The sequence below is a fragment of the Pseudoalteromonas rubra genome, from assembly GCF_005887115.1.
Classification (GTDB): Bacteria; Pseudomonadota; Gammaproteobacteria; order Enterobacterales; family Alteromonadaceae; genus Pseudoalteromonas; species Pseudoalteromonas rubra_F.
This window is the reverse complement of the sequence record NZ_PNCJ01000041.1, coordinates 38,621-63,724: the sequence shown is the minus strand read 5'-3', so window position 1 is coordinate 63,724 and position 25,104 is coordinate 38,621. Positions and strand designations below refer to the sequence as shown.

Sequence of the window (25,104 nt, the reverse complement as noted above, 5' to 3'; positions counted from 1 at the left end):
TTGCTGGTAAGTGTCCAGATTAATGGACATCTCTCCAGTATTCTTTCTTCAGCAGGAATGCCAGAATGAAGAAGATAACCAGGAAGCCAAGTACCTTAATACCTAGTGCTTCTGATTGAAGGCGTGAAGGTTCACCAACATAAGCCAGGAAGTTAGTCAGGTCACGAACCGCCTGATCATATTCATCCGCGCTTAGCTCACCTGAGCCATCAGTTGTGATGCTTTTCACTTTCTGAACTTTTACGCCGTGCTCTTCTACTTCTTCAAATTCCGCAGTAGGCACACCTTGCAACTCCTGCAGAACGTGTGGCATACCAACCAGTGGGAACACTGAGTTATTTACACCAAACGGACGGCTTTCGTCAACGTAGAACGACTTCAGGTAAGTATATACCCAGTCAGCACCACGTACACGTGCGACCAAAGTCAGATCTGGTGGCGCAGCACCAAACCATTTTGCAGCGTCATCAGTGTCCATTGCGTTAAGAATGTGACCACCCACTTTTGAGTCATCAAAAATCAGGGTTTCTTTACCAATCTCAACCGGGATACCGATATCGCGGAACGTACGCTCATAACGCTGATACTGCATCTGGTGACAACCCAGGCAGTAGTTCATGAACAACTTAGCACCGCGTTGCAAAGACGCATTATCAGTCAGGTCATGGTTCGCTTCCAGTAAAGGAACCGATGGACCGGCTGCCATTGCAAAGGTAGGCAGCAATGCGAATAAACCAATCAGTAGCTTTTTCATCATTTCGTCAACCTCGTTGGCAATGGCTTAGTATTTTCATTCTTCGAGTACACAAACAGTAATACGAAGAACATGAAGTAGGTTACCGTACAAATCTGTGACAAGATTGTAGAAGTCACAGTTTGTGGCGTTGCACCAGCCCAACCCAGAATGAAGAAGGTAACAACGAACTGAGCAATGTTCAGCTTGTGGATACCACTACGGTAGCGGATTGAACGAACCTTACCACGGTCTAACCAAGGCAGCAGTGCCAGCATCACGATAGACACACCCATCGCAATAACCCCCATCAACTTGTCAGGGATTGCACGCAAGATGGCGTAGAAAGGTGTGAAGTACCAAACTGGGAAAATATGCTCTGGTGTTTTCAGCGGGTTAGCCGCTTCAAAGTTAGGCGCTTCTAAGAAGAAACCGTTCATTTCAGGCATAAAGAATACCACCCAACAGAACAGGATTAGGAAGCCAGCCACACCCAGAATATCTTTAACGGTGTAATACGGGTGGAAAGGGATCGCATCAACGATGTCTTTCTTACTCGTGTAGTACTCGTGGAATTTAAATTTAGGCTTGTCTTCTTCAGCAACCGTGCCTTTTTTACGCTTGATGTCGATACCGTCAGGGTTGTTTGAACCCACTTCGTGTAGCGCAACAATGTGCAGGAATACCAGAATTACCAGTACCAGTGGCAATGCGATTACGTGCAATGCAAAGAAGCGGTTCAGAGTAGCGCCTGAAATTACGTAGTCACCACGGATCCACAGTGTCAGGTCATCACCAATGACAGGGATTGCACCAAACAGTGAAATGATTACCTGTGCACCCCAGAATGACATCTGACCCCAAGGCAGTAGGTAACCCATGAACGCTTCTGCCATCAATGCTAGGAAGATCAGCATACCGAATACCCACAGCAGTTCACGCGGCTTCTGGTAGGAGCCATAGATCATGCCACGGAACATGTGCAAATAAACCACAATGAAGAATGCCGACGCACCGGTCGAGTGCAAATAACGAAGTAACCAACCGTACTCTACATCACGCATGATGTATTCAATTGAAGCAAATGCGCCTTCGCCTGAAGGAACATAGTTCATTGTCAGCCAGATACCAGTCAGGATCTGGTTAACCAATACCAGAATGGCAAGCGAGCCAAACAGGTACCAGAAGTTAAAGTTTTTAGGTGCTGGGTATTGCGCGATATGCATATTCCAGACACGCGTCATAGGAATACGATCGTCAATCCAGTTCATCACAGCGCCGATTGCGCCTGGCTTATCAACCTTCGCAGTCATTATGCAACCCCTTCTTCTTCACCTACCAAAATGGTAGTGTCGTCAATAAAGGTATAAGGCGGGATTTCCAGGTTCAACGGAGCTGGTACAGCCTGGAATACCCGGCCGGCCATATCGAACTTAGAACCGTGACAAGGACAGAAGAAACCATGCTCAGTACCTTCAACCTTTTCACCAAAACCACCATTGAGGAATGACGGAGAACAACCTAAGTGAGTACAAATACCGACTGCGACAAAAATCTCAGGGCGCTTAGAACGGTGAGAGTTTTTGGCAGAGTCGAGCTGTTGTGGCTCTTCTGAGTTAGGATCACGAAGGTTACCTTCGTGTTTTTTCATTTCATCCAACATCGCAGGCGTACGATAAACAACCCATACAGGTTTGCCTCGCCACTCAACACGAATCAATTGTCCAGGCTCAAGCTTGCTGATATCTACTTCTACAGGCGCACCTGCAGATTTAGCTCGCTCACTCGGATTCCAAGACGCAATAAAAGGAACAGCAGCTCCAACCGCACCAACGCCACCTACGACAGAGGTAGCGATAGTTAAGAAGCGACGTCGGCTGTTGTCTACAGGCGCATTGCTCATCCACTTATCTCCACTATGATTCTCAACACTTGCTATATTGAGAACATCAGTTACAGCAGGTTAATTTTAAGAAACTACAAAATAGACGCGATCATAAATAAATCCCTTGATTAAAACAAGGTTATTCCAGCACCATGCCCGAATAAACCCACGAATATTAGGGGATTGGTTACTTCGAGCATGAAGCCGATTTACTATGGTAAAACGTCATACGCGACCTTTCACTGACTAAGATCAAGCTCTACTGGTGAGCTATCAAAATTTAACCAGTGTTTTCGCGACTCATTACTTGCCCCGCAATTGTAGCAAAAAAATGCGCTGAGATATCGTCCGAACTCGACTAATTATTATAATTATTGAACTTTTTTGACCATAAAGCGGGTTGGGAGAATGTATGTTGCAAACTCAAAGAACAGAGACAGTAAAAAACACGACAATTGGAGTCGTCTGAAAACAAAAAACCCAGCACGAGGCTGGGTTTTTGCAATTCTGAAACGTAATAAATTAACGTTTTGAGAACTGAGTCTTCTTACGTGCTTTCTTAAGACCAACTTTCTTACGCTCAACTTGACGAGCGTCGCGAGTAACAAAGCCAGCTTTACGTAGAGAAGGACGTAGTGACTCGTCAAACTCCATTAGTGCACGAGTGATACCGTGACGGATAGCACCAGCTTGACCAGTTGAACCACCACCTGCAACAGTGATGTATAGGTCAAACTTTTCTGTCATTTCAACTAGCTCTAGAGGCTGACGAACAACCATGCGAGAAGTTTCACGACCGAAGTACTCTTCGATAGAACGCTGATTAATTACGATGTTGCCAGTGCCTGGGCGTAGGAATACGCGAGCACTTGAACTTTTACGACGACCTGTACCGTAGTATTGATTTGCCATGAGTAGTGCTCCTTAAATGTCTAGAACCTGAGGCTGTTGAGCCGCGTGGTTATGCTCGTTACCAGCGTAAACTTTCAGTTTACGGAACATTTCACGACCCAGAGGACCGCGAGGTAACATGCCTTTAACTGCTTTTTCGATGATCATTTCAGGCTTTTTAGCTTGAAGTTTTTCGAAGTTTACAGATTTAAGGCCACCTGGGTAACCAGAGTGTGCATAGTACATTTTGTCCTGAGCTTTGTTACCAGTTACAGTAACTTTCTCAGCGTTGATAACGATGATGTAATCACCAGTGTCAACATGTGGAGTGTACTCAGCTTTATGCTTACCGCGTAGGCGAGAAGCGATTTCAGTAGCAATGCGACCTAAAGTTTTACCTTCAGCGTCAACTACGTACCAGTCACGTTTTACAGTTTCTGGTTTAGCAACAAACGTTTTCATTATAAAAATCCAAAGTTTTCAGTTAAAACCACAGGTAGTCCGAATGACTACCGCTCTACTTTTTGGTGCTTTAACCCCTTCGAGTTTAAGACTTTTTTGCCGCTCAAGTCAGTGGCTAAGCCGACGAGGGCAATAGTAACGCAACGTGGCAGGCCGCGGATTATAGCAAGGGTTTTGCCACGATGCTAGGGGGTGGCTGTTTTTTCCACAAAAAACATGCCATTCTCTGAAATGAGTGTGAATTGGTAGCTTGAGGCGTTATGCCAGGTGCTCCCTCGCAAGATATTCCAGCGACTGCATTTCCTGCAAGCGACTGATACACCGTTTAAACTCAAAGTTCAGTGTGCCATCGGTATACAATTCTGTGATGGGTGCCTCTGCAGAAATGATCAAAGTCACATTACGCTCATAGAATTCATCTACCAGGGCAATAAAACGCCGTGCTGCGTCATCGTTGTTCTGACCCATCTGTTTCACATCAGATAAGATTACGGTGTTATACAAACGACTGATCTCCATGTAGTCGACCTGAGAGCGCGCGGTTTCACACAAGGCGCTAAAGTCGAACATGACAATGCAGTCAGACACTTTACGGGTCTGGATCAGGCGCCCTTCAATCTCGATTGGTTCATTGAGTTTGCCCGGCTCAGGTGACAGCTTATCAAAGTACTCAAACAGGTTGTCGTCGGCTTCTTTACCCAAGGGGCTGTGAAAGATTTCGGCCTGCTCCAGAGTCCGCAAGCGGTAGTCTATCCCTGAATCCACATTGACCACGTCGGTATTTTCATTTACCAGAGCGATTGCAGGTAAAAAGCGTGCACGTTGCAAGCCATTGCGATACAACTCATCAGGGATGATATTGGACGTCGCAACCAGCACGATGCCGCGTTCAAATAAGGCTTCCATCAAACCACCCAGGAGCATAGCATCGGTAATATCCTGAACAAAAAACTCATCGAAGCAGATGATATCCGTCTCAGCCTTAAAAATATCTGCCACCACTTCAAGCGGGTTTTTCACTTCTTTGAGCTTTTTCAGCTCATCATGCACACGGTGCATAAAACGGTGGAAGTGCACCCGCATTTTTCGCTCAGTTGGCAGGGCCTCATAAAACGTATCTACCAGATAAGTTTTGCCGCGCCCTACCCCACCCCAGAAATAGAGCCCTTTGACTTTAGGCTGTTGCGTCTTTTTTAGACCAAACAGGCTGCCTAACAGGCTTTTTTTGACCGGTACCTGATTGGCCAGATCGTCATAAAGTCTTTGCAGGTGCCTGACGGCATTTTCCTGTGCGCTGTCATAGTGAAAATCATCACGCTGTAAGTCTTGTTGGTACTTTTCCCAGGGCGTCATCATCTTTTTTTAGTATCGAAGAGCAGTTTTATTTGCCCGCTATATTAACACGCATCGAAACTCAGCGTATATTTAAGCTATCTAAGTCGATTATTTTTTTGCATTCGGTGCGACACTTTACGCACCATTAACAGGAGTACTTTATGACGACAATCGCCTGGTTCGGGATCCTTGTAATAGTCGCAATCGCTGCCTTCTTCGCAGGCACATTGCTGACGAAAAAACGCTTCAAGCATGATGAACTGGAACAAAAAGCGCAGGAGGCACAACATGCATTAGAGCAGTATCGTCAGGATGTCACAGATCATCTGGCAGACAGCAAAAAGCTGATGGCCAAGCTGGAAGAAAACTACAGCCTGCTTAATCGTCACTTTGAGCAAGGAAAACAACTTCTTAGCCAAGAGAAAGCGCTGCCAAATGAGCCTTTTTTCTCTAAAGAAACGACCGAGCAGTTACACGCCTCGCTGCACATGCGAGACGAGAAACGCCGTGCCAGTGAGCAAACTCACGATGCTCCACCAAGTGACTATGTCGAAGGAGAAAGCGGCCTGTTCAAAGGAGAAGGGTCACAAAGTGAGCAATTAAAAGCCTCTTGATGAACTTTTTTTTGACCCCATAGTCTGTAGAAATAGCAATTGAATAATGGATGGTGCGTTATGACGCATCATCCAACGGACTAACGCTGTTTCCAGGAGAATTCCACGACTATGAAACTGAAATTATCATTACTTACCGCAGCGCTACTTTCTTCAAGCTTATTCTTATTACCTGAAACCAGCCATGCACGGCTGCCAGTTGCCGTCGATGGCCAACAGCTGCCCACATTGGCCCCGATGTTAGAAAAGGTCACCCCCGGGGTGGTCAGTATTCAGGTATCTGGGGCAAAAGAAGTACGCCGACGCGTTGATCCCTTTGATTTCTTTTTTGGTAACCCAGCCCCGCGCTCTCAAAAACGTCCTTTTAGCGGCTTAGGCTCTGGCGTGATCATTGATGCAGACGAAGGCTATGTCGTGACCAATAATCACGTCATCGACGAAGCCGACAATATTATTGTAACACTTAAGGATGGCCGAGAATTCAAGGCTGAACTGGTCGGTACTGATAAAGAATCGGATATCGCCCTGTTACAAATTGAAGGGGAAGATCTTACTGCCGTGAAGCTGGCTGACTCAGACAAGCTAAGGGTCGGCGACTTTTCCGTTGCCATTGGTAACCCATTTGGCCTGAGCCACACCGTTACCTCTGGTATTGTCAGCGCATTGGGTCGCAGTGGCCTCAACATAGAAGGGTATGAAGACTTTATCCAGACCGATGCTGCCATCAACCAGGGTAACTCTGGTGGTGCACTGGTTAATCTCCGTGGTGAACTGATCGGGATCAACACTGCCATACTGGGTGCCTCTGGCGGAAATGTCGGTATCGGTTTTGCTATCCCCTCTAACATGATGAAAAACCTGGTTGATCAGATCATTGAATATGGTCAGGTACGTCGTGGCTCACTCGGGATCCGGGGTCGAACGCTTGATGCAGGTCTGGCTAAAGCCCAGGGATTCGACGTCAAACAAGGTGCCTTTGTACAAGAGGTCGTCAAAGATTCAGCGGCAGATGAAGCAGGTATTAAAGCCAACGATGTCATCGTTGCGCTCAATGGCGATAAAATTGAGAGCTTCGAAGAACTGCGCGGTAAGATTGCAACCCTTGGTGAAGGGAAAAAGGTCAGAATTGAAGTCTACCGAGACGGTGATACCCGCACGCTCAATGTTGAACTGAAAGGCGCGAGTGAGCAACGTGCGGAGGCAGATCGCATTCACCCCAGCCTGCAAGGTGCGGTACTGGAGAGTGGTGAACGCAATGGCAACCAGGGGATTGTGGTAGTGTCCGTTGAAGAGCGTTCTCCGGCTGCCAGAGTGGGCCTTCAAGAAGGGGATGTGATTATGCAGGTCAACCGCCAGCGTGTTGCATCGGTACGTGATATGAAACGCCTGATAGATGATATTCAGGGCAATATCGTACTGGGTATTAAGCGTGGTCGTGACTCTGTCTTCTACCTCATCCAGTAACTCACACCAAATACAGTATTCCGTTTAAACAGTAAACAATACAGCGGCATTCGTCGCTGTATTGTTTTTTCAGCTTGACTCATTAAGGTACTCGCCGTTACACCACTCCATCTTCGTAAGCCTGACAAAGTGCCTTATGCATTTGTTCTGGGTAAAAATTTTCAACTTAGTCAGTGGCAGGGTTAATCCTCTGTCTGAGCATGTCTTAATGCAGATTACTGTTAATTATGCCATTATTACCTTCTACACTGATAACTAGATAAAAAATAGCCGTGTTTAAATTGTTCAAGCTTATTATACCGCCAATCTTCGTTGGTTTAGGTCTGGCATTGATTATCATCTGGCTCACGCCCGAATTACGTCAAAATGCTCTGCGCCTCAACCTCAACAGCCACTATACCGCTCAGCATATGAGCTTTGCCTCCGGCGTTAACCGCGCAGCACCTGCGGTGGTGTCGATTTTCTCTGAAAGCTTTAGTAGCCAGCCAAGATTTAAACGGCAAAATACGGTTCAGGAACTCGGCTCTGGTGTAATCATGAGCCGAGAAGGCTATATCCTTACCAATTATCATGTCGTCAATAATGCCGATCAGATTATTGTATTGCTGCCAGACGGCCGCTTATTCAATGAAGTACAGTTGGTAGGATATGACACCATCACTGATCTGGCTCTATTAAAAATTAAAGCTGAGCATCTTCCTGTGATCCCGGTTGACGATGCCTTTAACCCGCAAGTGGGCGATGTGGTGCTGGCTATCGGCAACCCGCTGAACCTGGGGCAAACCATCACTCAGGGGATCATCAGTGCCACAGGCAAGCAAACCCTCACTGACAGCCAGTATAATAGCCTGCTGCAAATGGATGCTGCGGTAAACATGGGTAACTCTGGCGGTGCACTGGTCAACTCAAACGGCGATCTCGTTGGTATCACCTCTGCCCAGTTCAGGGCCAGATACAATATCGATATTCAAGGTATTTCCTTCGCTGTGCCTTATTCCCTAGCCAAAGATGTCATGGCCAAACTCATCAAAGATGGCCGAGTTATCCGCGGCTACCTGGGTTTCCGAGGCACCCCTGTCGATAACACCGGACAGGAAGTCACTAATGTCTACACCACCATTGTAGGGTTAAGGATTAGTGATCTCGACCCGCTGGGTCCTGCCTGGCAGGCCGGAATGAAGGAAAATGACATAGTGACGAAAGTAGCGGGAGAGCCTGTTAAGAATCCACAACAAACTTTGCGTAAGATAGGCAATACCGCACCGGGTACTCAGTTAGAATTTGAGGTGTATCGTGGTGACCGTCACCTGACCTTTATGGTGGAAGTGGCTGAGCTGGAAACCCCGATTTACTAGCCCCCAGAAACGGGGTCAAGACAACAAAAAAGCGAGCTCAGCTCGCTTTTTTAATTTTCATAAATTTGCTTAATTATGGCGGCGCTTAATCTTAGCGCCCAGCTTACTAAGCTTATCCTCAATACGCTGATAACCGCGGTCAACATGGTAAATGCGATCGACAACGGTTTCACCACTGGCAACAATGCCGGTTAAGATCAAACTGGCCGATGCCCGTAAGTCGGTTGCCATGACCTGCGCACCTGATAAAAACTCGGTCTCACCACAATAAGCAGTATTGCCCTCAAGACGAATATTCGCGCCCATACGCTGCAGCTCAGGTACATGCATAAAACGGTTTTCGAAAATCGTCTCAGTAATAGTCGCACTACCATTAGCAACCACATTGAGTGCCGTAAACTGCGCCTGCATATCGGTTGGAAAGCCTGGGTGTGGCATGGTTTTAATGTTCACCCCTTGCAGCGTGCGGCCTTGCATGCTGACAAAAATGCTATCTTCAGCCACCTCAACAAGGGCATTGGCATCACGCAATTTATCTAGTACGGGCTCAAGGCTATGATAATCTGTGTTTTTACACAAAACCTCTCCGCCACTCATCGCCGCGGCAACTAAAAAGGTACCAGTTTCTATTCTGTCTGGGAGGATCTTGTGCTCACAACCATGCAGGGCTTCCACCCCTTCTATTTCAATACGGCTGGATCCGGCACCGGATATTTTGGCCCCCATGGCAACCAGACACTCTGCCAGATTGACGATTTCGGGCTCACGAGCCGCATTTTCCAATACCGTTTTACCTTCTGCCAGCGTTGCCGCCATCAAGAGGTTTTCAGTTGCACCTACCGAGACCGTTTCCATGAAGATTTCTGCTCCATGCAACCGTTTCCCTTGTGCAATATCGGCATTGATATAGCCATTTTCAACACGAATGGTCGCGCCCATTTTCTCCAGACCGGAAATATGCAAATCCACTGGACGCGCGCCGATAGCGCAGCCACCGGGTAGCGATACCTGTGCTTTGCCAAAGCGCGCAAGTAAGGGGCCCAGCGCCAGTACTGATGCACGCATCTGTTTAACCAGCTCGTAAGGTGCCAGAACTTTATCAACCTTGGCACCATCAATCTCTAACAACTGACCGCGCCAGTTGACCTCAGCACCTAAGGTGCGCAGTAAGGCTTCTGTAGTCCCTATATCCCTGAGTCTTGGTACATTACTGAATGTGCTTTTTCCATCGGCAAGGAGTGCCGCAAACAGAATCGGCAGGGCTGCGTTTTTAGCCCCGGAAATAGTGACTTCACCGTTTAAAGTGGTGCCACCTTGGATAACAAACTGATCCATTGTGGCTCCAGATTATTGAGGTAAGATAAATTTGCGCTCGCGTTGCCACTCTGTGGGCGTGAAAGCTTTGATGCTAACGGCGTGGATTGTTCCGTCTTTAATCACTTCCATCAAGGGGGCGTAGACCATTTGTTCGCGCTTAACCCGGCGCAGATCTTCAAAACAACCGCCAACCGCGATCACTTCGTAATGGCTGCCTTCTGATTTAACTTTGACTTCGTCAAGTTCCAGCGCTTCTTGTAGTAAAGCTTCGACTTGGTTTGTTTCCATTGGACTCACTCAAATAGGTTACTGACCTGACCTAATGCCATTAGGTTTTGTAGCTGATCAGGTACATTTTTTAACTCAAGACGTACGTCTTGCTGCTTTAATTTGCCTAAAGAGTGAATTAACCAAGCTAAGCCCGCGGTGTCAACCCTGGATACCTCAGAAAGGTCAAAATACAGGACTGACTGCGCATTTTCTAGCAACTGGTTAAGAAGCGATTCATTTGTGAGACTATCTCGGGTTAATTCCCCGACGACCGCCACAGTGTCTGCAGCGGGTTTGGTAAATTGCAAATTAGGCATTGCCGTCATCACCTCGAAACTGCACAGGCAGTTTGCTTTTCTTGTCCAGTAACTCAATTACATGCTCAATGCCTTGCTGGCGTAATATACCGTGCAGCTCAGATTGCTTGGCATCCAATAGACTGATCCCTTCTGCCATCATGTCAAAGGCACGCCAATGGCCATTGCTATCTCGGCGCACTTTAAAATCGATTTTAATATCCGGCTTCCCGGCTTCAACGATCTTAGTTTTCACAATGGCAATTTTATCATCTTCAGCGTCACGAGCTGGTTCAAACTCGACTTTCTGGTCTGTATATTGAGTGAACACCCCTGCATACGTCGCAACCAGATATGACTTAAACACGTCAATAAAAATACGGATATGCTCTATCGCCTGGCGCTTCTCTTCCTTATCCTCGATATTACGGACTTTCTGAATATGACTGCCCAATACCCGATAGGCAGCATATTTGTAATCGATATACGGCAACAGCTCTTCTTCTACGATGACTCTGAGGTGCTCTTTGCTCTGCTCAATTTTAGCCTGATCTTTGGTTACACGTTTAAAAGTATTATCTGCAACTTGTTGTACCATAGTATAAGGGTTAGTCAGATCGACTTCGCTGGCAGACACGGTACTGGCAAGTACAATCATAAAAACACTTGCGATGAATCCCAAAACTTTCGCCATCATGGTTATTACTCACTACTTTGATTGAACAGGAATTGGCCGATCAGTTCTTCCAGAACTAATGCAGACTTAGTATCGGTGATCATATCACCATCTTTAAGTGCAGCGCTTTCAACGCCAAACAGTTCACCCAGGTCGAGCTCATCGTTGTTTACCACTTCCTCGCCTAGACAGCTCTGCTTGGCGGATTTAGAGGCAATCACCGGGGAAATACCCAGATATTGCTCTCCTAATATACCTGAGGTGAGAATAGAGACCGACGTAGTATCTGAAAACTGACACTCATAATGTCTGTCAATACTCATACTTACGACAGGCACAAACTCTTGCGGATGGATACTGATCCCGTCAACACGACCAATCACTACTCCACCCACTTTGATAGGTGCGCGTGTTTTAAGTGACCCGATGTTGTCAAATTTGGCCTGCAGTGTGTAGGTTTCACTATTGCCGCTGATCCCTGCATTCGCAACCTTGAGTGCTAGCATAACAAAGGCGGCCACACCCAAGGCAACGAATAGGCCTACAAGTATTTCAATTTTCCGTGTATTCATGTTTCTACAAACCCTTAACTTGAAAACATCACTGCTGTCAGAACAAAGTCGAAGCCCAGAACAGCAAGAGAAGAATGAACCACCGTTTCTGTAGTGGCTTTACTGATCCCCTCAGACGTTGGGATACAGTCATATCCTTTGTATAGCGCAATCCAGGTCACGATGAGCGCAAATACAAAACTTTTAATCAAACCATTGACAATATCCTGCTCAAAAGAGACCTGAGATTGCATAATGGACCAGAAGCTACCTGAATCGACACCCAGCCAATCGACACCAACTAAGTGCGCACCAAGAATGGCGATAGCGGAAAAAATCAAAGCAAGCAGCGGCATGCTGATGAAGCCTGCCCAAAAACGCGGTGAAATCACCCGTTTTAAAGGATCAATTGCCATCATTTCAAGACTGGATAGTTGCTCAGTCGCTTTCATGAGGCCTATTTCCGCGGTCAATGCACTGCCCGCACGACCTGCAAACAGTAGTGCTGTAACCACAGGTCCCAGTTCTCGCAATAAACTCAGCGCGACAAGCGGACCCAGACTGTCTTCAGCCCCGTAATCAACCAGTACTGTGTATCCTTGTAAAGCCAATACCATGCCAATAAACAGACCAGAGACCATAATGATAAGCAACGACTGATGGCCAACCATATAAAGCTGGCGTACCAACAAAGGCCCGCCTTTTCTGATATTGGGCATACTGCACAGCGCCCCTATCAGCATTCTGGTCGCTCGACCTAATGAAGCAAATCGATTCAGCGTCTTATGGCCCAATTTCTGCAAAAAATCCATTAATGGCTTCCCCCTGCAAGTAACTCATCTTCGTAAGGAGCTGCATCAAAGTGGAATGGTACCGGCCCGTCAGAATGGCCTTGCAAGAATTGTTGAACCAGAGGTGATTCATGGGCCAACATCTGCTCCGGCGTACCACTGCCGATAACACCTTGCTCCGCAATGATCACAACATGATCGGCGATACTTAGTACCTCGGTTACATCGTGCGTTACTATCAAAGAGGATAATCCCAATACTTCATTCAGCGATTTAATCAGGCGCACTAAGACCCCCATAGAAATGGGATCTTGCCCTGCAAACGGCTCGTCATACATAATCAGTTCCGGGTCAAGCGCGATGGCTCTGGCCAGCGCTGCACGGCGCGCCATCCCCCCCGACAACTCCGAGGGCATGAGATCCCGAGCGCCACGCAGACCAACCGCCTGCAGCTTCATAAGCACCACCAGACGGATCAGCTCTTCACTTAGTTTGGTATGCTCGCGCAGTGGGAAGGCGATATTGTCAAAAACAGACATATCCGTGAACAAGGCCCCGCTTTGGAACAACATGCTCATGCGCTTACGTGCCTGATACAATGCCTGACGAGACATAGAAGGAATGCTGTCACCAGAGAAGAGGATCTCACCACTATCCGGCTTGAGTTGACCTCCGATCAGACGCAACATGGTGGTTTTACCGATACCACTGGGTCCCATGATGGCCGTAATTTTCCCTTTGGGAACGGAGAAACTCATATTTTTGTAGATTGTCCTTTCACCACGAGAAAAGGTCAAATCCCTGACTTCAACTATTGACTGCGTCAAGTCGCTCTCCACATCATACTTTTTCAATTGTGGAATAATACGTTGTTTTGCCGCGAGATGGAAAACCCTTAATGGTAAAATTTTGTAATTCATTCACCACAAATCTTGTAGGAAATTGACACTACTCTCTGCGTTTGCATTGCCCAAAGCCGATGACTTTATTTATACATTTGATAAGCTATTTGATACTATCAGCGCCATTGAATTTAGTAACTTGGCTTAGACTTCATGGTTTTATCGTTTGTCATTCTCATTCTTGGATTCATTGCCCTGGTTTGGAGTGCAGATCGCTTCGTGTATGGCGCGGCTGCACTGGCTAAAAACCTTGGGGTACCAACGTTAATTGTGGGTTTGACTATCGTTGCAATGGGCTCATCAGCACCTGAGATGATGGTCGCCGCGCAAGCAGCGCTGGTTGACAAAACAGACACCGCCGTTGGTAATGCCGTAGGTTCAAACATTGCAAATATTCTGATGGTACTTGGCATCACCGCGATGTTACGCCCGCTTGGCGTCGGCTCTGGCATTTTAAAACGTGAAATACCACTATTGGTTGTCGTGTCATTGGCTGCGTGGTTTATCATCAGCGACAACCATTTTAGCGCGCTCGAAGGCTGGCTGTTGCTGATTGGCTTTTTGGTCTTCATCGGCGGTCTCATCTACATCTCTAAAACCGGTAAAACCGACCAGGACGACCCACTGATTTCAGAAGCCTGCGACGAAGTACCGAGTGATGTCCCGATGAGCAAGGCTATATTCTGGCTGGTCGTCGGTATGATCCTACTGCCAGTCAGTGCTGACTACCTAGTCGATTCAGCGGTAGATATTGCAAAATATTTTGGCATGAGTGACCTGCTGATCGGCCTGACAATCATCGCTATCGGAACGAGCTTACCTGAACTCGCCGCTTGCGTAGCTGGTGTTCTTAAAAATGAAGATGACCTGGTGCTGGGCAATATAATCGGTTCGAACATCTTTAATATTCTGGCAGTCTTGTCTATCGCAGGGATCCTTAACCCTGCAGAACTGGACAGTAACATCGCTAACCGAGACATCTATGTCATGCTGGGCGCAACCGCCGCACTGGTAGTAATGAGCCTGAGCCTCAAAGGTCGCCGACAGATCAATCGTTTTGAAGGTGGTTTGCTCTTGAGCGCTTTCGCCGGTTATATGTACTTCATTATTTGAGGAAGCAGCATGAACACCCATAATTTTATTGGTTCTGCCAAACAAGTCTTGGAGATAGAAAAGCAGGCTATTGAAGAAATAACCCAATATATTGACACCCAGTTTGCTGCTGCCTGTGAACTCATGTTGCAGTGTCGTGGTCGTATTATTGTCGTTGGTATGGGCAAGTCAGGTCATATCGGCAATAAAATAGCCGCCACGCTTGCCAGCACAGGTACACCTGCGTTTTTTGTTCACCCAGGTGAAGCAAGTCATGGTGATTTGGGGATGATCACGACCGACGATGTTGTGCTTCTGATCTCAAATTCCGGGGAAACCCATGAAGTACTGGCCATTGTGCCTGTGATTAAACGCATTGGCGCACAGGTCATCAGTATGACAGGGAACGCTGAGTCGAGCATGGCCAGACTGGCAGATATCCACCTGTGTATTAAAGTATCAAAAGAAGCCTGCCCGCTGGGGCTGGCACCAACAGCCAGTACCACAGCTACTCTGGTAATGGGAGATGCGTTGGCGGTAGCTTTGCTGGAAGCCCGAGGCTTTACAGCTGATGATTTTGCCCTGTCTCATCCCGGAGGCAGCCTGGGAAAACGTCTGCTGCTTACATTAGCGGATGTGATGCACACAGGTAAAGCGGTGCCCATTGTGGCGCTAGGCTGCACTATAACTGACGCCTTATTTGAAATGTCAGGCAAAGGTCTGGGTATGACCACCATTGTCGATGACAAAGGTCAACTCAGAGGCTTGTTCACAGATGGGGACTTACGCCGTATTATTGAACAACGACTTGATTTACATAACACTTTAATCGAATCTGTGATGACGAAGCACTGTACTACAGTGACACGGGATATGTTGGCAGCAGAAGCACTGCATATCATGGAGAAAAAACGCATCAATGGTCTCATTGTTATTGATGAGCAAGGTTGCCCAATCGGCGCGTTAAATATGCAAGATTTACTGCGAGCAGGAGTATTATAAATGCTGTTTTCTGACCTATATCAGCCCATTGACAACGCAGTTGTTCATAAAGCGCAGGCTATTAAACTCCTGATCTGTGATATCGATGGGGTATTCTCTGATGGCCGTATTTATCTGGGCAACCAAGGTGAAGAGCTTAAAGCCTTCAATACTAAAGATGGCTTTGGGATCAAAGCATTGATCAACGGCGGCGTCGAAGTTGCAGTCATCACTGGCCGACATTCACAGATAGTTAAGCAACGTATGACTAGCCTCAACGTTAAACATATCTATCAGGGGATGGAGAACAAGTTGCAAGGTTACGCTGAATTGAAAGATAAACTGCAACTTGCAGACCATGAGATTGCTTACATTGGCGATGACGCCCCAGATTTACCTGTGATGCTCAAGGTTGGCCTGTCTGTCGCGGTGAATGATGCGCACCCAATGGTGATCCGTCATGCTGACTACACCACCCTATTGCCAGGCGGCTATGGTGCAGTACGCGAACTGACTGACTTACTGTTGCTGTGCCAGAATAAACCCTTAGGATATGAAGGCAGCAGCATATGACCGTGCTTCGTGTCTTATTGCTCTTTGCATTCAGCCTGACCATGCTTTGGCTGTGGTACCCTTATTTAACGCAATCAGGTCAAACAGCGCCACAATCAGAAGAAGTGTTAGCCAAGCCTGACTATGTCGCGCTCGATCTTAAGCAGACTAATTATGCCGAGAATGGCCAGCTTAGCTACCAAATCACCGCTGACAGAATGGAGCTCTATCAGGAACTCGGCTTCAGCCACTTTACTGCGCCCATTTTTACACTTCACAACGATCAGCAAAACTGGCAATTAAAAGCCAATGAAGCCACTTTATATGGCAACAACACGCTGATATTAGAGGGTAAAGTGCAAGCAACAAACCTGACCGACAATGCGATGATAAAGCACATCAATGCGGATCATGTACAAGTCGATATTAGCGAAAAACACATGCGCTCCGAGCACCCGGTTGAAATTACTGGGCCTAACTTAACCATTTCGGGTAAGGGGTTGGTTGCCGATCTCAATACCGAAATCATTGAACTCATCAACCACACTAAAACGATTTATTATGAGCAATAAATTAACTTATTCCCTGATCCTGCTGTGCACATTAAGTGCTTTTCACCCAAGTGCTTATGCAGAAGATACGGTAGCCGACCAGGTCATTATCAGCTCGGGAACTCAGCTGGCCCAATTGCAAACCAATATCGGCGTATTCGAAGAGAACGTTGAAATCATCCATGGTGACCGAACAATTTTGGCAGATCGTCTTGAAGTCCATCGTAGAGAAGAACTAGGCAAAAACAAGCAACTACTGGTTGCTACAGGTAGCCCGGCGGTGTTTCAAGAGCGCCAGGCAGATGGCTCACTATTAAAAGCAACCGCCAAAGAAGTCCGTTATGATGTGGCAAACCGCATGCTGACCATCAAAGGCGGTGCAGAAATAAGTCAGGCAGGCCAGAAAATCAGCGCACAAACCATAGTTTATGATATGGAAAAAAAGCTGATCAGCGCGCAACGGGGCGATCAAGAGAAAAATCGTGTAAGAACCATTCTTTTACCTGAAAAAGAGAGCAGTAAGAATTCACAAAAGAAGGGTAATCCGTGAGTAAGTTAACAGCCACAGCACTGGCCAAGAGCTACAAGGGCAGACAAGTTGTCAAAAACGTCGAATTGAGCGTTGAAGCTGGCAGCATTGTTGGCCTCCTGGGCCCTAATGGTGCGGGTAAAACCACAACTTTCTACATGATCGTGGGTCTGGTACCCAGCGATAAGGGCAGCATCCATATCGATGACCAAGATATCACTTTGCTCCCAATGCACAGCCGAGCACGCCTGGGCATTGGTTATTTGCCACAAGAGTCCTCGATCTTCCGCAAGCTAACTGTCTATCAAAACCTGATGGCGATTCTGGAAACTCGTAAAGCACTTAATAAAGAGCAAAGAGAAGTCATCCTCAACGAGTTATTAGATGAGTTTAATATTCAGCATATCCGCGACAGCCAGGGCATGGCATTGTCGGGCGGTGAACGACGTCGGGTAGAAATTGCACGTGCACTTGCGGCAGATCCAAAATTTATCTTATTGGATGAGCCTTTCGCTGGTGTTGATCCCATTTCAGTGTTAGATATAAAGAAAATTATTGAACACCTAAAAAACCGCGGTATCGGCGTATTGATTACAGACCACAATGTGCGTGAAACGCTGGACGTCTGTGAGAAAGCTTATATAGTGTCACATGGTGAACTGATAGCAGCAGGCACCCCGGAGCATGTTCTGGCCGATCAAACCGTGCGGGATGTCTACCTAGGTGAGCAATTCAGGCTATAGTTATAAGATTAGAAGTAAATAACAAAAAGGATTGTTAGAGATACATGAGGCAATCGCTACAGCTGCGCATGGGGCAGCAACTGACAATGACACCACAGCTGCAACAGGCTATTCGTCTGTTACAGTTGAGTACGCTAGATCTCCAACAAGAAATCCAAGAAGCGCTTGATAGCAATCCTTTGTTGGAAGTGGAAGAAGGTGAGTCTGAATCACACGATAATGAAACACAGTCCAAATCGGATACTGAGTTAGACCAACACGCAACCAATGATAGTGACAGCTTTGAGGACTCGGCTGTCAGTGACTATGAGCAAGACAGCGACGCTGCATTAAACAAAGACACAGTCAGTGAGGATCTGGCAATGGACGTCACCTGGGATGAGTACATCAGTGCCGCCCCGGCAAGCAGCTCTGGCCCGATGCCAGAAGATGAAACCATCTATCAGGGCAAAACTACTGAGACGCTGCAAGAATACATGATGTGGCAACTGGAGCTCACTCCCTTTAGCCCAACTGACAGAGCCATTGCTCTGGCAATCGTCGAAGCCGTTGACGACGCTGGTTTATTGACCATCAGCTGCGAAGACATTGTTGAGAGCATGAATCAGGACAATGACGACGAACACATAGAACTGGACGAAGTTGAAGCCGTACTGAAACGGGTGCAATTATTCGATCCCGTTGGCATTGCAGCGCGCAGCTTGCAGGAATGCTTGTGTATCCAGCTCAACCAGTTTGATCGCAACACCCCCTGGCTCACTCAAACCAAAGAAATCCTGACTGAGCACATTGATTTGCTGGCCAGCCGCGATTACCGCACTTTGATGAAAAAGACTAAGCTCAAAGAAGCTGAGCTTAAAGAAGTCATGACCCTGATCCACAGTCTTAACCCAAAGCCAGCCGCCAGCATAGTGCAAGAAGAAGCAGACTATGTGATACCGGATGTCTCGGTGAAAAAAGTGAAAGGCCGCTGGGTTGTTGAACTCAATCCGGACTCTATGCCGAAGATCAGAGTAAACGATCACTATGCTGCTATGTCCCGTTCAGTCAAGTCGAGTACAGACAGCCAATTTATCCGCTCGCACTTGCAAGAGGCAAAATGGTTTATTAAAAGTCTTGAAAGCCGCAATGAAACTTTATTGAAAGTTACCAATTGCATTGTGCAACAACAACAGGCATTCTTTGAACATGGCCCCGAGGCAATGAAGCCGATGGTCCTCAATGATGTGGCCGAAATGGTCGACATGCATGAGTCCACGATTTCACGTGTAACAACGCAAAAGTATATGCACACGCCACGCGGTATTTATGAGTTGAAGTATTTCTTCTCAAGCCATGTCAGCACTGAAAACGGAGGAGAATGCTCTTCGACTGCAATCAGAGCATTGATCAAAAAGCTAATTGCCGCAGAGAATACAGCTAAGCCATTGAGTGACAGCAAAATTGCGGATGTATTAGCAGATCAAGGGATCAAAGTGGCTAGACGTACAATTGCCAAATACCGAGAGTCTTTGGCTATCCCACCGTCGAATCAGCGTAAAAGCCTGATTTAGACGTAACTACAGAAGGAAAATGCTTATGCAACTAAATTTAACTGGTCGACATGTAGAAATCACCGATTCGTTAAGAGACTATGTAACAAACAAGTTTGCGAAGCTAGAAAGGCACTTTGATCACATCAACAATGTGCATGTCATCCTAGATGTCGAAAAGCTCATCCAAAAAGCAGAAGCCACATTACATGTGAACGGAGGGGAGATTTTCGCCTCGACCGAACACCGGGATATGTATGCCGCAATAGACGGACTCATCGATAAGCTTGATCGTCAGGTGATCAAGCACAAAGAGAAGCTAACTCGACACTAATCATGAAACTAAGCTCATTGATTTCACAGGACTGCAGCAAAGCTGCGGTCCTTTTTAATAGCAAAAAACGTATTTTAGAATACATCAGCGAGTTGGCACATAGTCAGCTGCCAGACAGCAATGCCCATGATATTCTGGATTCGCTACTCAGTAGAGAAAAACTTGGCAGCACAGGTATCGGCAAGGGGATTGCATTACCCCACGGCCGCCTTCCGGGGATCGATAAAGTCGTCGCTATGCTCCTCGTTAACCAACAAGGTATTGCTTTTGACGCCATCGACAATCAACCCGTCGACATTTTTGTGGCACTCATCGTACCCGAGGGAGAAAATCAACAACATTTGCAGACCTTGGCAACAATCGCTGATAAACTTAAAAACAAGGTGTTTTGTAAACGTATCAGACAAGCTCACGATGATCAGGAGTTATTCTCGATAATTGAAGAGTTTGACAACTAACGGAGAGTTTTTGTGCAGCTAATTATTGTCAGTGGTCGTTCTGGCTCGGGAAAATCGGTCGCTTTGCGTGTACTGGAAGACCTTGGTTACTACTGCGCCGATAATATCCCTGTTAACCTTCTGCCCGCGTTAGTGCGCAGTGTATCCGACAGCTACGATAAAATTGCCGTCAGTATTGATGTGCGCAACCTGCCAAAAGATCAACAAGAACTCGACGATATCCTGGAGTATTTACCGGGCTTTGCTGAGCCAAATATTTTTTACCTGGATAGTGAAGATCAAATCCTGATCCGCCGCTTCTCAGAAACACGCCGTCTGCACCCACTGTCATTAGCGGATCTATCGCTAGACAAAGCGATCAAAAAAGAAAAAGAGCTGCTGGACCCATTGATCCGCCGCGCTAATATTACAATCGATACAACGGACATGAGCATTCATCAGCTCGCAGAGCAGATCCGTGAGAAAATACTGGGTAAAAAAGACAAGCAATTAATTATTACGTTCGAATCATTTGGTTTTAAACATGGTATCCCCAAAGAAGCTGATTATGTTTTTGATGCCCGTTTTCTCCCTAACCCTCACTGGGAGCCAGAGCTTAAGCCTTTGACTGGATTAGATAAGCCTGTCATTGACTATCTAGCTAGCCATAGCCTGGTACAAAAGTTCACCTGGCAAATACAAACCTTTGTGCAAACCTGGCTACCACACCTTGAGCGTAACAACCGCAGTTATCTGACAATTTCAATTGGTTGTACTGGCGGTCAACATCGCTCTGTTTACTTGGCTCAAACGTTGGGTGAGCGCTTTGCCCGAACACATAGCAACGTGAAAATCCATCACCGCGAACAAGAAAAATGACACAACGCTTTGAAGATACCTTTTTGATCCAAAATAAATTGGGCCTGCATGCTCGTGCAGCCAGTGTTCTGGCTGAGCTTTCCGCTCAGTTCGATGCCAATATCATGCTCTTTCAGGGAGACAAAGCGGCTGAGGGCGACAGCGTGTTGGCGCTACTGCTGCTGGAAAGCAGCCAGGGTAAGGAAGTCAAAGTCGTATGTGAAGGGCCTGATGCCGAGCAAGCTTTAAGTGCAATTGGTAATCTGATAGACGACAAATTTAACGAATCCGAGTAACGCTCTTCCCCTTTTTACACAGCCACCACATGCGCCCTGACAAGGCTATTTGCATCACTTAATGCTACTTTTTTAGTTATACTAATTGATATTAAAACAGCTATAATTATCATAAGCCTATAATCAGTGCGCTTTACACTCATGACAAGCTTAATTGTCGACTATCCAATCTGGGACGCCTATGCCTGAAGTTTTTGAACAAGACTACACACTGGAGCTATTACAGCAAGTTACCAATGCCCTCAACAGTGGTCAGTTTGTTCAAGTCAGGCGCACATTAGCCGAAATTCCACCCTGCGACACCGCATTACTCCTTGAGTCCTCTCCGCATAAGGTCAGAACGCTGCTTTGGCAGTTGGTTGACCCGGATATTCAGGGTGACGTATTAGAAGAGCTGTCAGAAGACGTACGACTTAGCATCATCGCCAAGATGGAACCTGAGCTCATTGCTGCGGCAACCGAGGACATGGACGATGACGACCTTGGTGAGGTCCTGAGAAGCCTGCCAGACCCTGTTTATCAGGATGTTATCGGTGCTATGGATTCGCAAGACAGAGCCAGAGCGACACAGGCGCTATCTTATGTAGAGCACTCCGCTGGCGCCCTGATGAACACAGATACGGTGACTATTCGCCCGGATGTGTCTTTGGACGTTGTCTTGCGTTACTTGCGCCTTAAAGGTGATCTGCCTGCTGGTACCGATGACCTGTATGTCGTTGACAAAGACAATTGCTTTTTGGGATCCCTGTCTATCAGTATGTTACTCACCAGCCAGCCTGATAAGCTCGTCAAGGAGCTTATGAATGATGAGCGTGAGACCATCCCCATTTCCATGGATGAAAGCGATGTCGCTCAATTGTTTGAGCGTCACAACTGGATCTCAGCCCCGGTCGTCGACGATAACGCACATCTGCTGGGCCGTATCACCATCGATGACATCGTTGATGTTATTCGTGAAGATGCAGAGCACAGCCTGATGAGTATGGCTGGTCTTGATGACGAGGAAGATACCTTTGCGCCAGTATGGAAAAGTAGCCGGCGCCGTTCAATCTGGTTGGGGATCAATCTACTTACTGCACTGATGGCCGCTTTTGTTGCCAGCTTTTTTGAAGGCACCTTAGATATTTTACCAATCCTGGCTGTCTTAAATGGCATAGTTCCAAGTATGGGTGGGGTTGCCGGTAGTCAGACTCTGACTCTGGTTATTCGTGGTATTGCACTTGGCCACGTAAATGCCACTAACCAACGCTTTCTGCTCGGAAAAGAGTTAGCGATTGGGGCACTCAACGGCCTGCTATGGTCACTGCTCATTGCTGGTGTGATAGCACTGTGGCAATGGGATTTTGTACTCGGTGGCGTGATCGCCTTTGCAATGTTTATGAACCTTGTCGCCGCAGGTATTGCTGGTGCCAGCATTCCTCTAATTCTAAAAAGAATGAACATAGACCCAGCTCTGGCAGGCAGTGTGGTGCTGACGACGGTCACCGATATCGTAGGTATTTTTGCCTTCCTGGGCACTGCAACCTGGCTGCTGGTTTAAGCAGCCGGTCTTCAGCGATAATTATTACTGACCAGCAATTTGCATGCTTTCAATAAGCACTGAGCCAGTTTGTACTGCACCTCGAGTTTCAATGTCTCCGCCAATTGCTTTGACTGACTTAAACATCTCTTTGAGATTGCCGGCAATGGTAATCTCACTGACCGGATATTGAATCTCTCCATTTTCCACCCAAAAACCAGCAGCGCCGCGCGAGTAGTCGCCAGTCACAGTGTTCACCCCCTGACCCATTAACTCAGTTACCAACAAGCCGCGTCCCATTGTGCGTAACACAGCAGCAAGATCAGGTTCTGTTGCTTGCACCAGCCAGTTGTGGATCCCGCCGGCATGACCAGTGCTGCGCATACCTAAGCGTCTGGCGGCATAGCTGGGTAACAGATATGTTTCCAACACACCATTACTGATAATATCGCGTGCTGTTGTTCTGACACCTTCCGCATCAAACGGGCTAGACGCCAAGGCCTGAAGCATGTGCGGCTGCTCCTTTATAGACACACAAGGGTCAAACACTTCGCTTCCCAGACTATCCAACAAGAAACTCGACTTGCGATATAAGGCACCACCACCAATTGCCGATACCAAATGACCAAACAGGCTGTTAGCAATGTCCGCACGAAACACCACAGGCACCCGCATGGTATCCAGCTTACGGCTATTTAACTTTGCCAGTGTTGACTCTGCCGCTTCCACCCCCACGGCTGTGGCATCACGCAGTTGAGTATGCAAACGTGAAATTGAGTAGGCGTTGTCGCGTTGCATCACGCCATTTTCTTCGCCAATCACCATGGTACTTAAAGTATGTCGGGTACGCGGGAACCCTGCCAAAAAACCATGGCTATTGCCATAAACACGCAACCCCTGATGACTGGCCACACTGGCCCCATCAGAGTTGACAATGCGAGGATCGAAATTCAATGCAGCCTGCTCGGCTTCAAGACATCGCTTTACACCTTCTTCTGGGGTCAGAGCCCAAGGGTGAAACAGATCCAAATCAGGTACTTGTGTTGGCATTAGATCCGCATCGGCCACACCATTGCACGGATCGTCGGAGGTAAACTTGGCAATTTCAACCGCTTTTTCCACCACCGAGCGTAAGGCGCTATGACCCAGATCGGCAGTTGATGCAGAGCCTTTGTGCTGACCCACATACACACTCAGCCCCAGTCCACCATCTTGATTAAATTCTATCGTTTCAACTTCACCCATACGGGTGCTGACTGACAAACCCGAAGTCCGGCTCATCGACGCCTCAGCAGAGGTTGCGCCAAGTTGCTTTGCGTAGTCAAGGACATCGGACACTGCCTGTTTTACTTCATCAATCTGCGTCCAAATGGGATCTTGCTGCTGGCTCATGTTTTTCTTCCACAAATCATAGTTCTTCCTTAATCCTAACACAGCCCGGGCCATTACGCTGTGGCTCGCACAAAGATTCTGGTTACCTTGCGTGTATAATGCACGCATCATATGCAGGTGTTATTGCAAACGTTACTGCTTTTCTTACTTCTGGTATAATCTGTTCATTAATAACTTAAGTAAGTGCGACACCATGGCCAAAAAACCGACTCCAGAGCCAGAAGAAGAAATTATTTATGTCTCGAAAAGCGAACTGAAACGCGATGCACAGCAGTACCACCAGCTTGGTGTTGATATCGCCCAGTTAGGTAAAAAACAAAGAGAAAAGATCCCACTCACCCCTGAGCTGGTTGCAGCTATGGATTTGGCCGATAAACTGCGTGGTAAACATGATGCTTACCGCCGTCATCTGAACTTCATCGCCAAACAATTGCGTACCACCAGTAATGTGGATGAATTACAGCAAAGCTTGGACCTGATATTAAACAGGAACAACCAGGCCGATGTATTGCTCAATCAGGTCGAAAAACTCAGAGATGAACTGATCGCCAAAGGAGACGACAAGATCAACGCCCTGCTTGATCAGCACCCGACGCTGGAACGTCAAAAACTCAGGCAATTAGTTCGTCAGGCAAAAAAAGAGCAACAAGCGGAGAAACCGGGGAAAGGATACAAAGAGCTATTTCAGTTGCTTAAAGAATTGATCTTGCCATAACAATAGTCGCTCTATCTACCCGCAGTATCAC

30 protein-coding genes are annotated in these 25,104 nt (G+C 47.1%); 16 read left to right on the top strand and 14 right to left on the bottom strand.

What is annotated here, in order from left to right:
- Window positions 1–19: 19 nt before the first annotated feature.
- From CWB98_RS20535 to zapE, 6 genes are all read right to left on the bottom strand, one after another.
- Entirely contained in the window at window positions 20–757 is a 738-nt protein-coding gene (locus CWB98_RS20535; protein WP_138546527.1) for a cytochrome c1, read from the bottom strand.
- Complete coding sequence (locus CWB98_RS20530; RefSeq protein ID WP_138546526.1) at window positions 754–2,046, bottom strand: cytochrome b; 1,293 nt, start codon at window positions 2,044–2,046, stop codon at window positions 754–756. The genes CWB98_RS20535 and CWB98_RS20530 overlap by 4 nt, the downstream gene beginning before the upstream one ends.
- Complete coding sequence (gene petA, locus CWB98_RS20525) at window positions 2,046–2,636, bottom strand: ubiquinol-cytochrome c reductase iron-sulfur subunit (protein WP_054014295.1); 591 nt, start codon at window positions 2,634–2,636, stop codon at window positions 2,046–2,048. The genes CWB98_RS20530 and petA overlap by 1 nt, the downstream gene beginning before the upstream one ends.
- 504 nt (window positions 2,637–3,140) lie before the next feature.
- Window positions 3,141–3,530, bottom strand: coding sequence for a 30S ribosomal protein S9 (rpsI, locus tag CWB98_RS20520; RefSeq protein ID WP_010386602.1), 390 nt, complete (start codon window positions 3,528–3,530; stop codon window positions 3,141–3,143).
- A 12-nt stretch (window positions 3,531–3,542) separates the two neighbouring features.
- Window positions 3,543–3,971, bottom strand: coding sequence for a 50S ribosomal protein L13 (rplM, locus tag CWB98_RS20515; RefSeq protein ID WP_010386604.1), 429 nt, complete (start codon window positions 3,969–3,971; stop codon window positions 3,543–3,545).
- 258 nt (window positions 3,972–4,229) lie between these two features.
- On the bottom strand, window positions 4,230–5,324 hold the full coding sequence (gene zapE, locus CWB98_RS20510; protein WP_138546538.1) for a cell division protein ZapE: 1,095 nt from the start codon (window positions 5,322–5,324) through the stop codon (window positions 4,230–4,232).
- 143 nt (window positions 5,325–5,467) lie between these two features.
- Between zapE and CWB98_RS20505 the strand changes: the two genes are divergently transcribed.
- The 3 genes from CWB98_RS20505 (at window position 5,468) to CWB98_RS20495 (ending at window position 8,739) form a co-directional block, all read left to right on the top strand.
- Entirely contained in the window at window positions 5,468–5,920 is a 453-nt protein-coding gene (locus CWB98_RS20505; protein ID WP_138546525.1) for a YhcB family protein, read from the top strand.
- 111 nt (window positions 5,921–6,031) lie between these two features.
- The gene (locus CWB98_RS20500) at window positions 6,032–7,384 is read left to right on the top strand and encodes a DegQ family serine endoprotease (RefSeq protein ID WP_138546524.1); all 1,353 of its coding nucleotides are present in this window, start codon (window positions 6,032–6,034) and stop codon (window positions 7,382–7,384) included.
- Between the two features lie 272 nt (window positions 7,385–7,656).
- Complete coding sequence (locus CWB98_RS20495; protein ID WP_138546523.1) at window positions 7,657–8,739, top strand: trypsin-like peptidase domain-containing protein; 1,083 nt, start codon at window positions 7,657–7,659, stop codon at window positions 8,737–8,739.
- Between the two features lie 69 nt (window positions 8,740–8,808).
- Here CWB98_RS20495 and murA read toward each other — a convergent pair whose 3' ends face one another.
- Genes murA through CWB98_RS20460 form a run of 7 tightly spaced genes read right to left on the bottom strand, consistent with a single transcriptional unit; the run spans window position 8,809 to window position 13,467 of the window.
- Window positions 8,809–10,074: a UDP-N-acetylglucosamine 1-carboxyvinyltransferase gene (gene murA, locus CWB98_RS20490; RefSeq protein ID WP_138546522.1), complete on the bottom strand. Its 1,266-nt coding sequence runs from the start codon at window positions 10,072–10,074 to the stop codon at window positions 8,809–8,811.
- Window positions 10,075–10,086: 12 nt separating this feature from the next.
- A complete protein-coding gene (locus tag CWB98_RS20485; protein WP_010386610.1) occupies window positions 10,087–10,344 on the bottom strand; it encodes a BolA family protein in 258 nt (85 codons plus the stop codon).
- A gap of 5 nt (window positions 10,345–10,349) precedes the next feature.
- Complete coding sequence (locus CWB98_RS20480) at window positions 10,350–10,643, bottom strand: STAS domain-containing protein (protein WP_054014289.1); 294 nt, start codon at window positions 10,641–10,643, stop codon at window positions 10,350–10,352.
- On the bottom strand, window positions 10,636–11,319 hold the full coding sequence (locus tag CWB98_RS20475) for an MlaC/ttg2D family ABC transporter substrate-binding protein (protein ID WP_171045708.1): 684 nt from the start codon (window positions 11,317–11,319) through the stop codon (window positions 10,636–10,638). Before CWB98_RS20475 ends, CWB98_RS20480 begins: the two co-directional genes overlap by 8 nt.
- Window positions 11,320–11,324: 5 nt before the next feature.
- A complete protein-coding gene (gene mlaD, locus CWB98_RS20470) occupies window positions 11,325–11,870 on the bottom strand; it encodes an outer membrane lipid asymmetry maintenance protein MlaD (RefSeq protein ID WP_138546521.1) in 546 nt (181 codons plus the stop codon).
- 14 nt (window positions 11,871–11,884) lie between these two features.
- On the bottom strand, window positions 11,885–12,661 hold the full coding sequence (gene mlaE / locus CWB98_RS20465) for a lipid asymmetry maintenance ABC transporter permease subunit MlaE (RefSeq protein WP_138546520.1): 777 nt from the start codon (window positions 12,659–12,661) through the stop codon (window positions 11,885–11,887).
- The gene (locus CWB98_RS20460) at window positions 12,661–13,467 is read right to left on the bottom strand and encodes an ATP-binding cassette domain-containing protein (protein ID WP_138546519.1); all 807 of its coding nucleotides are present in this window, start codon (window positions 13,465–13,467) and stop codon (window positions 12,661–12,663) included. The genes mlaE and CWB98_RS20460 overlap by 1 nt, the downstream gene beginning before the upstream one ends.
- A gap of 228 nt (window positions 13,468–13,695) precedes the next feature.
- Between CWB98_RS20460 and CWB98_RS20455 the strand changes: the two genes are divergently transcribed.
- From CWB98_RS20455 to mgtE, 12 genes are all read left to right on the top strand, one after another.
- Window positions 13,696–14,655: a calcium/sodium antiporter gene (locus CWB98_RS20455; protein WP_138546518.1), complete on the top strand. Its 960-nt coding sequence runs from the start codon at window positions 13,696–13,698 to the stop codon at window positions 14,653–14,655.
- 9 nt (window positions 14,656–14,664) lie between these two features.
- Entirely contained in the window at window positions 14,665–15,636 is a 972-nt protein-coding gene (locus CWB98_RS20450; protein ID WP_138546517.1) for a KpsF/GutQ family sugar-phosphate isomerase, read from the top strand.
- Window positions 15,637–16,188: a 3-deoxy-manno-octulosonate-8-phosphatase KdsC gene (kdsC, locus tag CWB98_RS20445; RefSeq protein ID WP_138546516.1), complete on the top strand. Its 552-nt coding sequence runs from the start codon at window positions 15,637–15,639 to the stop codon at window positions 16,186–16,188.
- Entirely contained in the window at window positions 16,185–16,739 is a 555-nt protein-coding gene (gene lptC, locus CWB98_RS20440) for an LPS export ABC transporter periplasmic protein LptC (protein WP_138546515.1), read from the top strand. The genes kdsC and lptC overlap by 4 nt, the downstream gene beginning before the upstream one ends.
- Window positions 16,729–17,268 (top strand): lipopolysaccharide transport periplasmic protein LptA, encoded by a 540-nt coding sequence (gene lptA, locus CWB98_RS20435; protein WP_138546514.1) that lies wholly within the window; start codon window positions 16,729–16,731, stop codon window positions 17,266–17,268. Before lptC ends, lptA begins: the two co-directional genes overlap by 11 nt.
- Window positions 17,265–17,990: an LPS export ABC transporter ATP-binding protein gene (gene lptB, locus CWB98_RS20430; protein ID WP_138546513.1), complete on the top strand. Its 726-nt coding sequence runs from the start codon at window positions 17,265–17,267 to the stop codon at window positions 17,988–17,990. Before lptA ends, lptB begins: the two co-directional genes overlap by 4 nt.
- Before the next feature lie 44 nt (window positions 17,991–18,034).
- Window positions 18,035–19,543, top strand: a complete 1,509-nt coding sequence (locus CWB98_RS20425; RefSeq protein WP_138546512.1) for an RNA polymerase factor sigma-54 — start codon at window positions 18,035–18,037, stop codon at window positions 19,541–19,543.
- Between the two features lie 25 nt (window positions 19,544–19,568).
- Window positions 19,569–19,856 (top strand): ribosome hibernation promoting factor, encoded by a 288-nt coding sequence (gene hpf / locus CWB98_RS20420; RefSeq protein ID WP_010386630.1) that lies wholly within the window; start codon window positions 19,569–19,571, stop codon window positions 19,854–19,856.
- A gap of 2 nt (window positions 19,857–19,858) precedes the next feature.
- The gene (locus tag CWB98_RS20415) at window positions 19,859–20,314 is read left to right on the top strand and encodes a PTS sugar transporter subunit IIA (RefSeq protein WP_138546511.1); all 456 of its coding nucleotides are present in this window, start codon (window positions 19,859–19,861) and stop codon (window positions 20,312–20,314) included.
- A gap of 12 nt (window positions 20,315–20,326) precedes the next feature.
- Window positions 20,327–21,172 (top strand): RNase adapter RapZ, encoded by an 846-nt coding sequence (gene rapZ / locus CWB98_RS20410; protein ID WP_138546510.1) that lies wholly within the window; start codon window positions 20,327–20,329, stop codon window positions 21,170–21,172.
- Window positions 21,169–21,447: an HPr family phosphocarrier protein gene (locus tag CWB98_RS20405; RefSeq protein WP_138546509.1), complete on the top strand. Its 279-nt coding sequence runs from the start codon at window positions 21,169–21,171 to the stop codon at window positions 21,445–21,447. The genes rapZ and CWB98_RS20405 overlap by 4 nt, the downstream gene beginning before the upstream one ends.
- A 181-nt stretch (window positions 21,448–21,628) precedes the next feature.
- A complete protein-coding gene (gene mgtE / locus CWB98_RS20400; protein ID WP_138546508.1) occupies window positions 21,629–22,987 on the top strand; it encodes a magnesium transporter in 1,359 nt (452 codons plus the stop codon).
- Window positions 22,988–23,011: 24 nt separating this feature from the next.
- On the opposite strand, the gene pmbA is transcribed toward mgtE, so the two are convergent.
- Window positions 23,012–24,358 carry a metalloprotease PmbA gene (gene pmbA, locus CWB98_RS20395; RefSeq protein ID WP_138546507.1) on the bottom strand — a complete coding sequence of 449 codons (1,347 nt, stop codon included), beginning with the start codon at window positions 24,356–24,358 and terminating at the stop codon, window positions 23,012–23,014.
- 193 nt (window positions 24,359–24,551) lie between these two features.
- Here pmbA and yjgA point away from each other — a divergent pair, with 193 nt between their 5' ends.
- Complete coding sequence (yjgA, locus tag CWB98_RS20390) at window positions 24,552–25,073, top strand: ribosome biogenesis factor YjgA (protein WP_138546506.1); 522 nt, start codon at window positions 24,552–24,554, stop codon at window positions 25,071–25,073.
- Window positions 25,074–25,104: the final 31 nt, after the last annotated feature.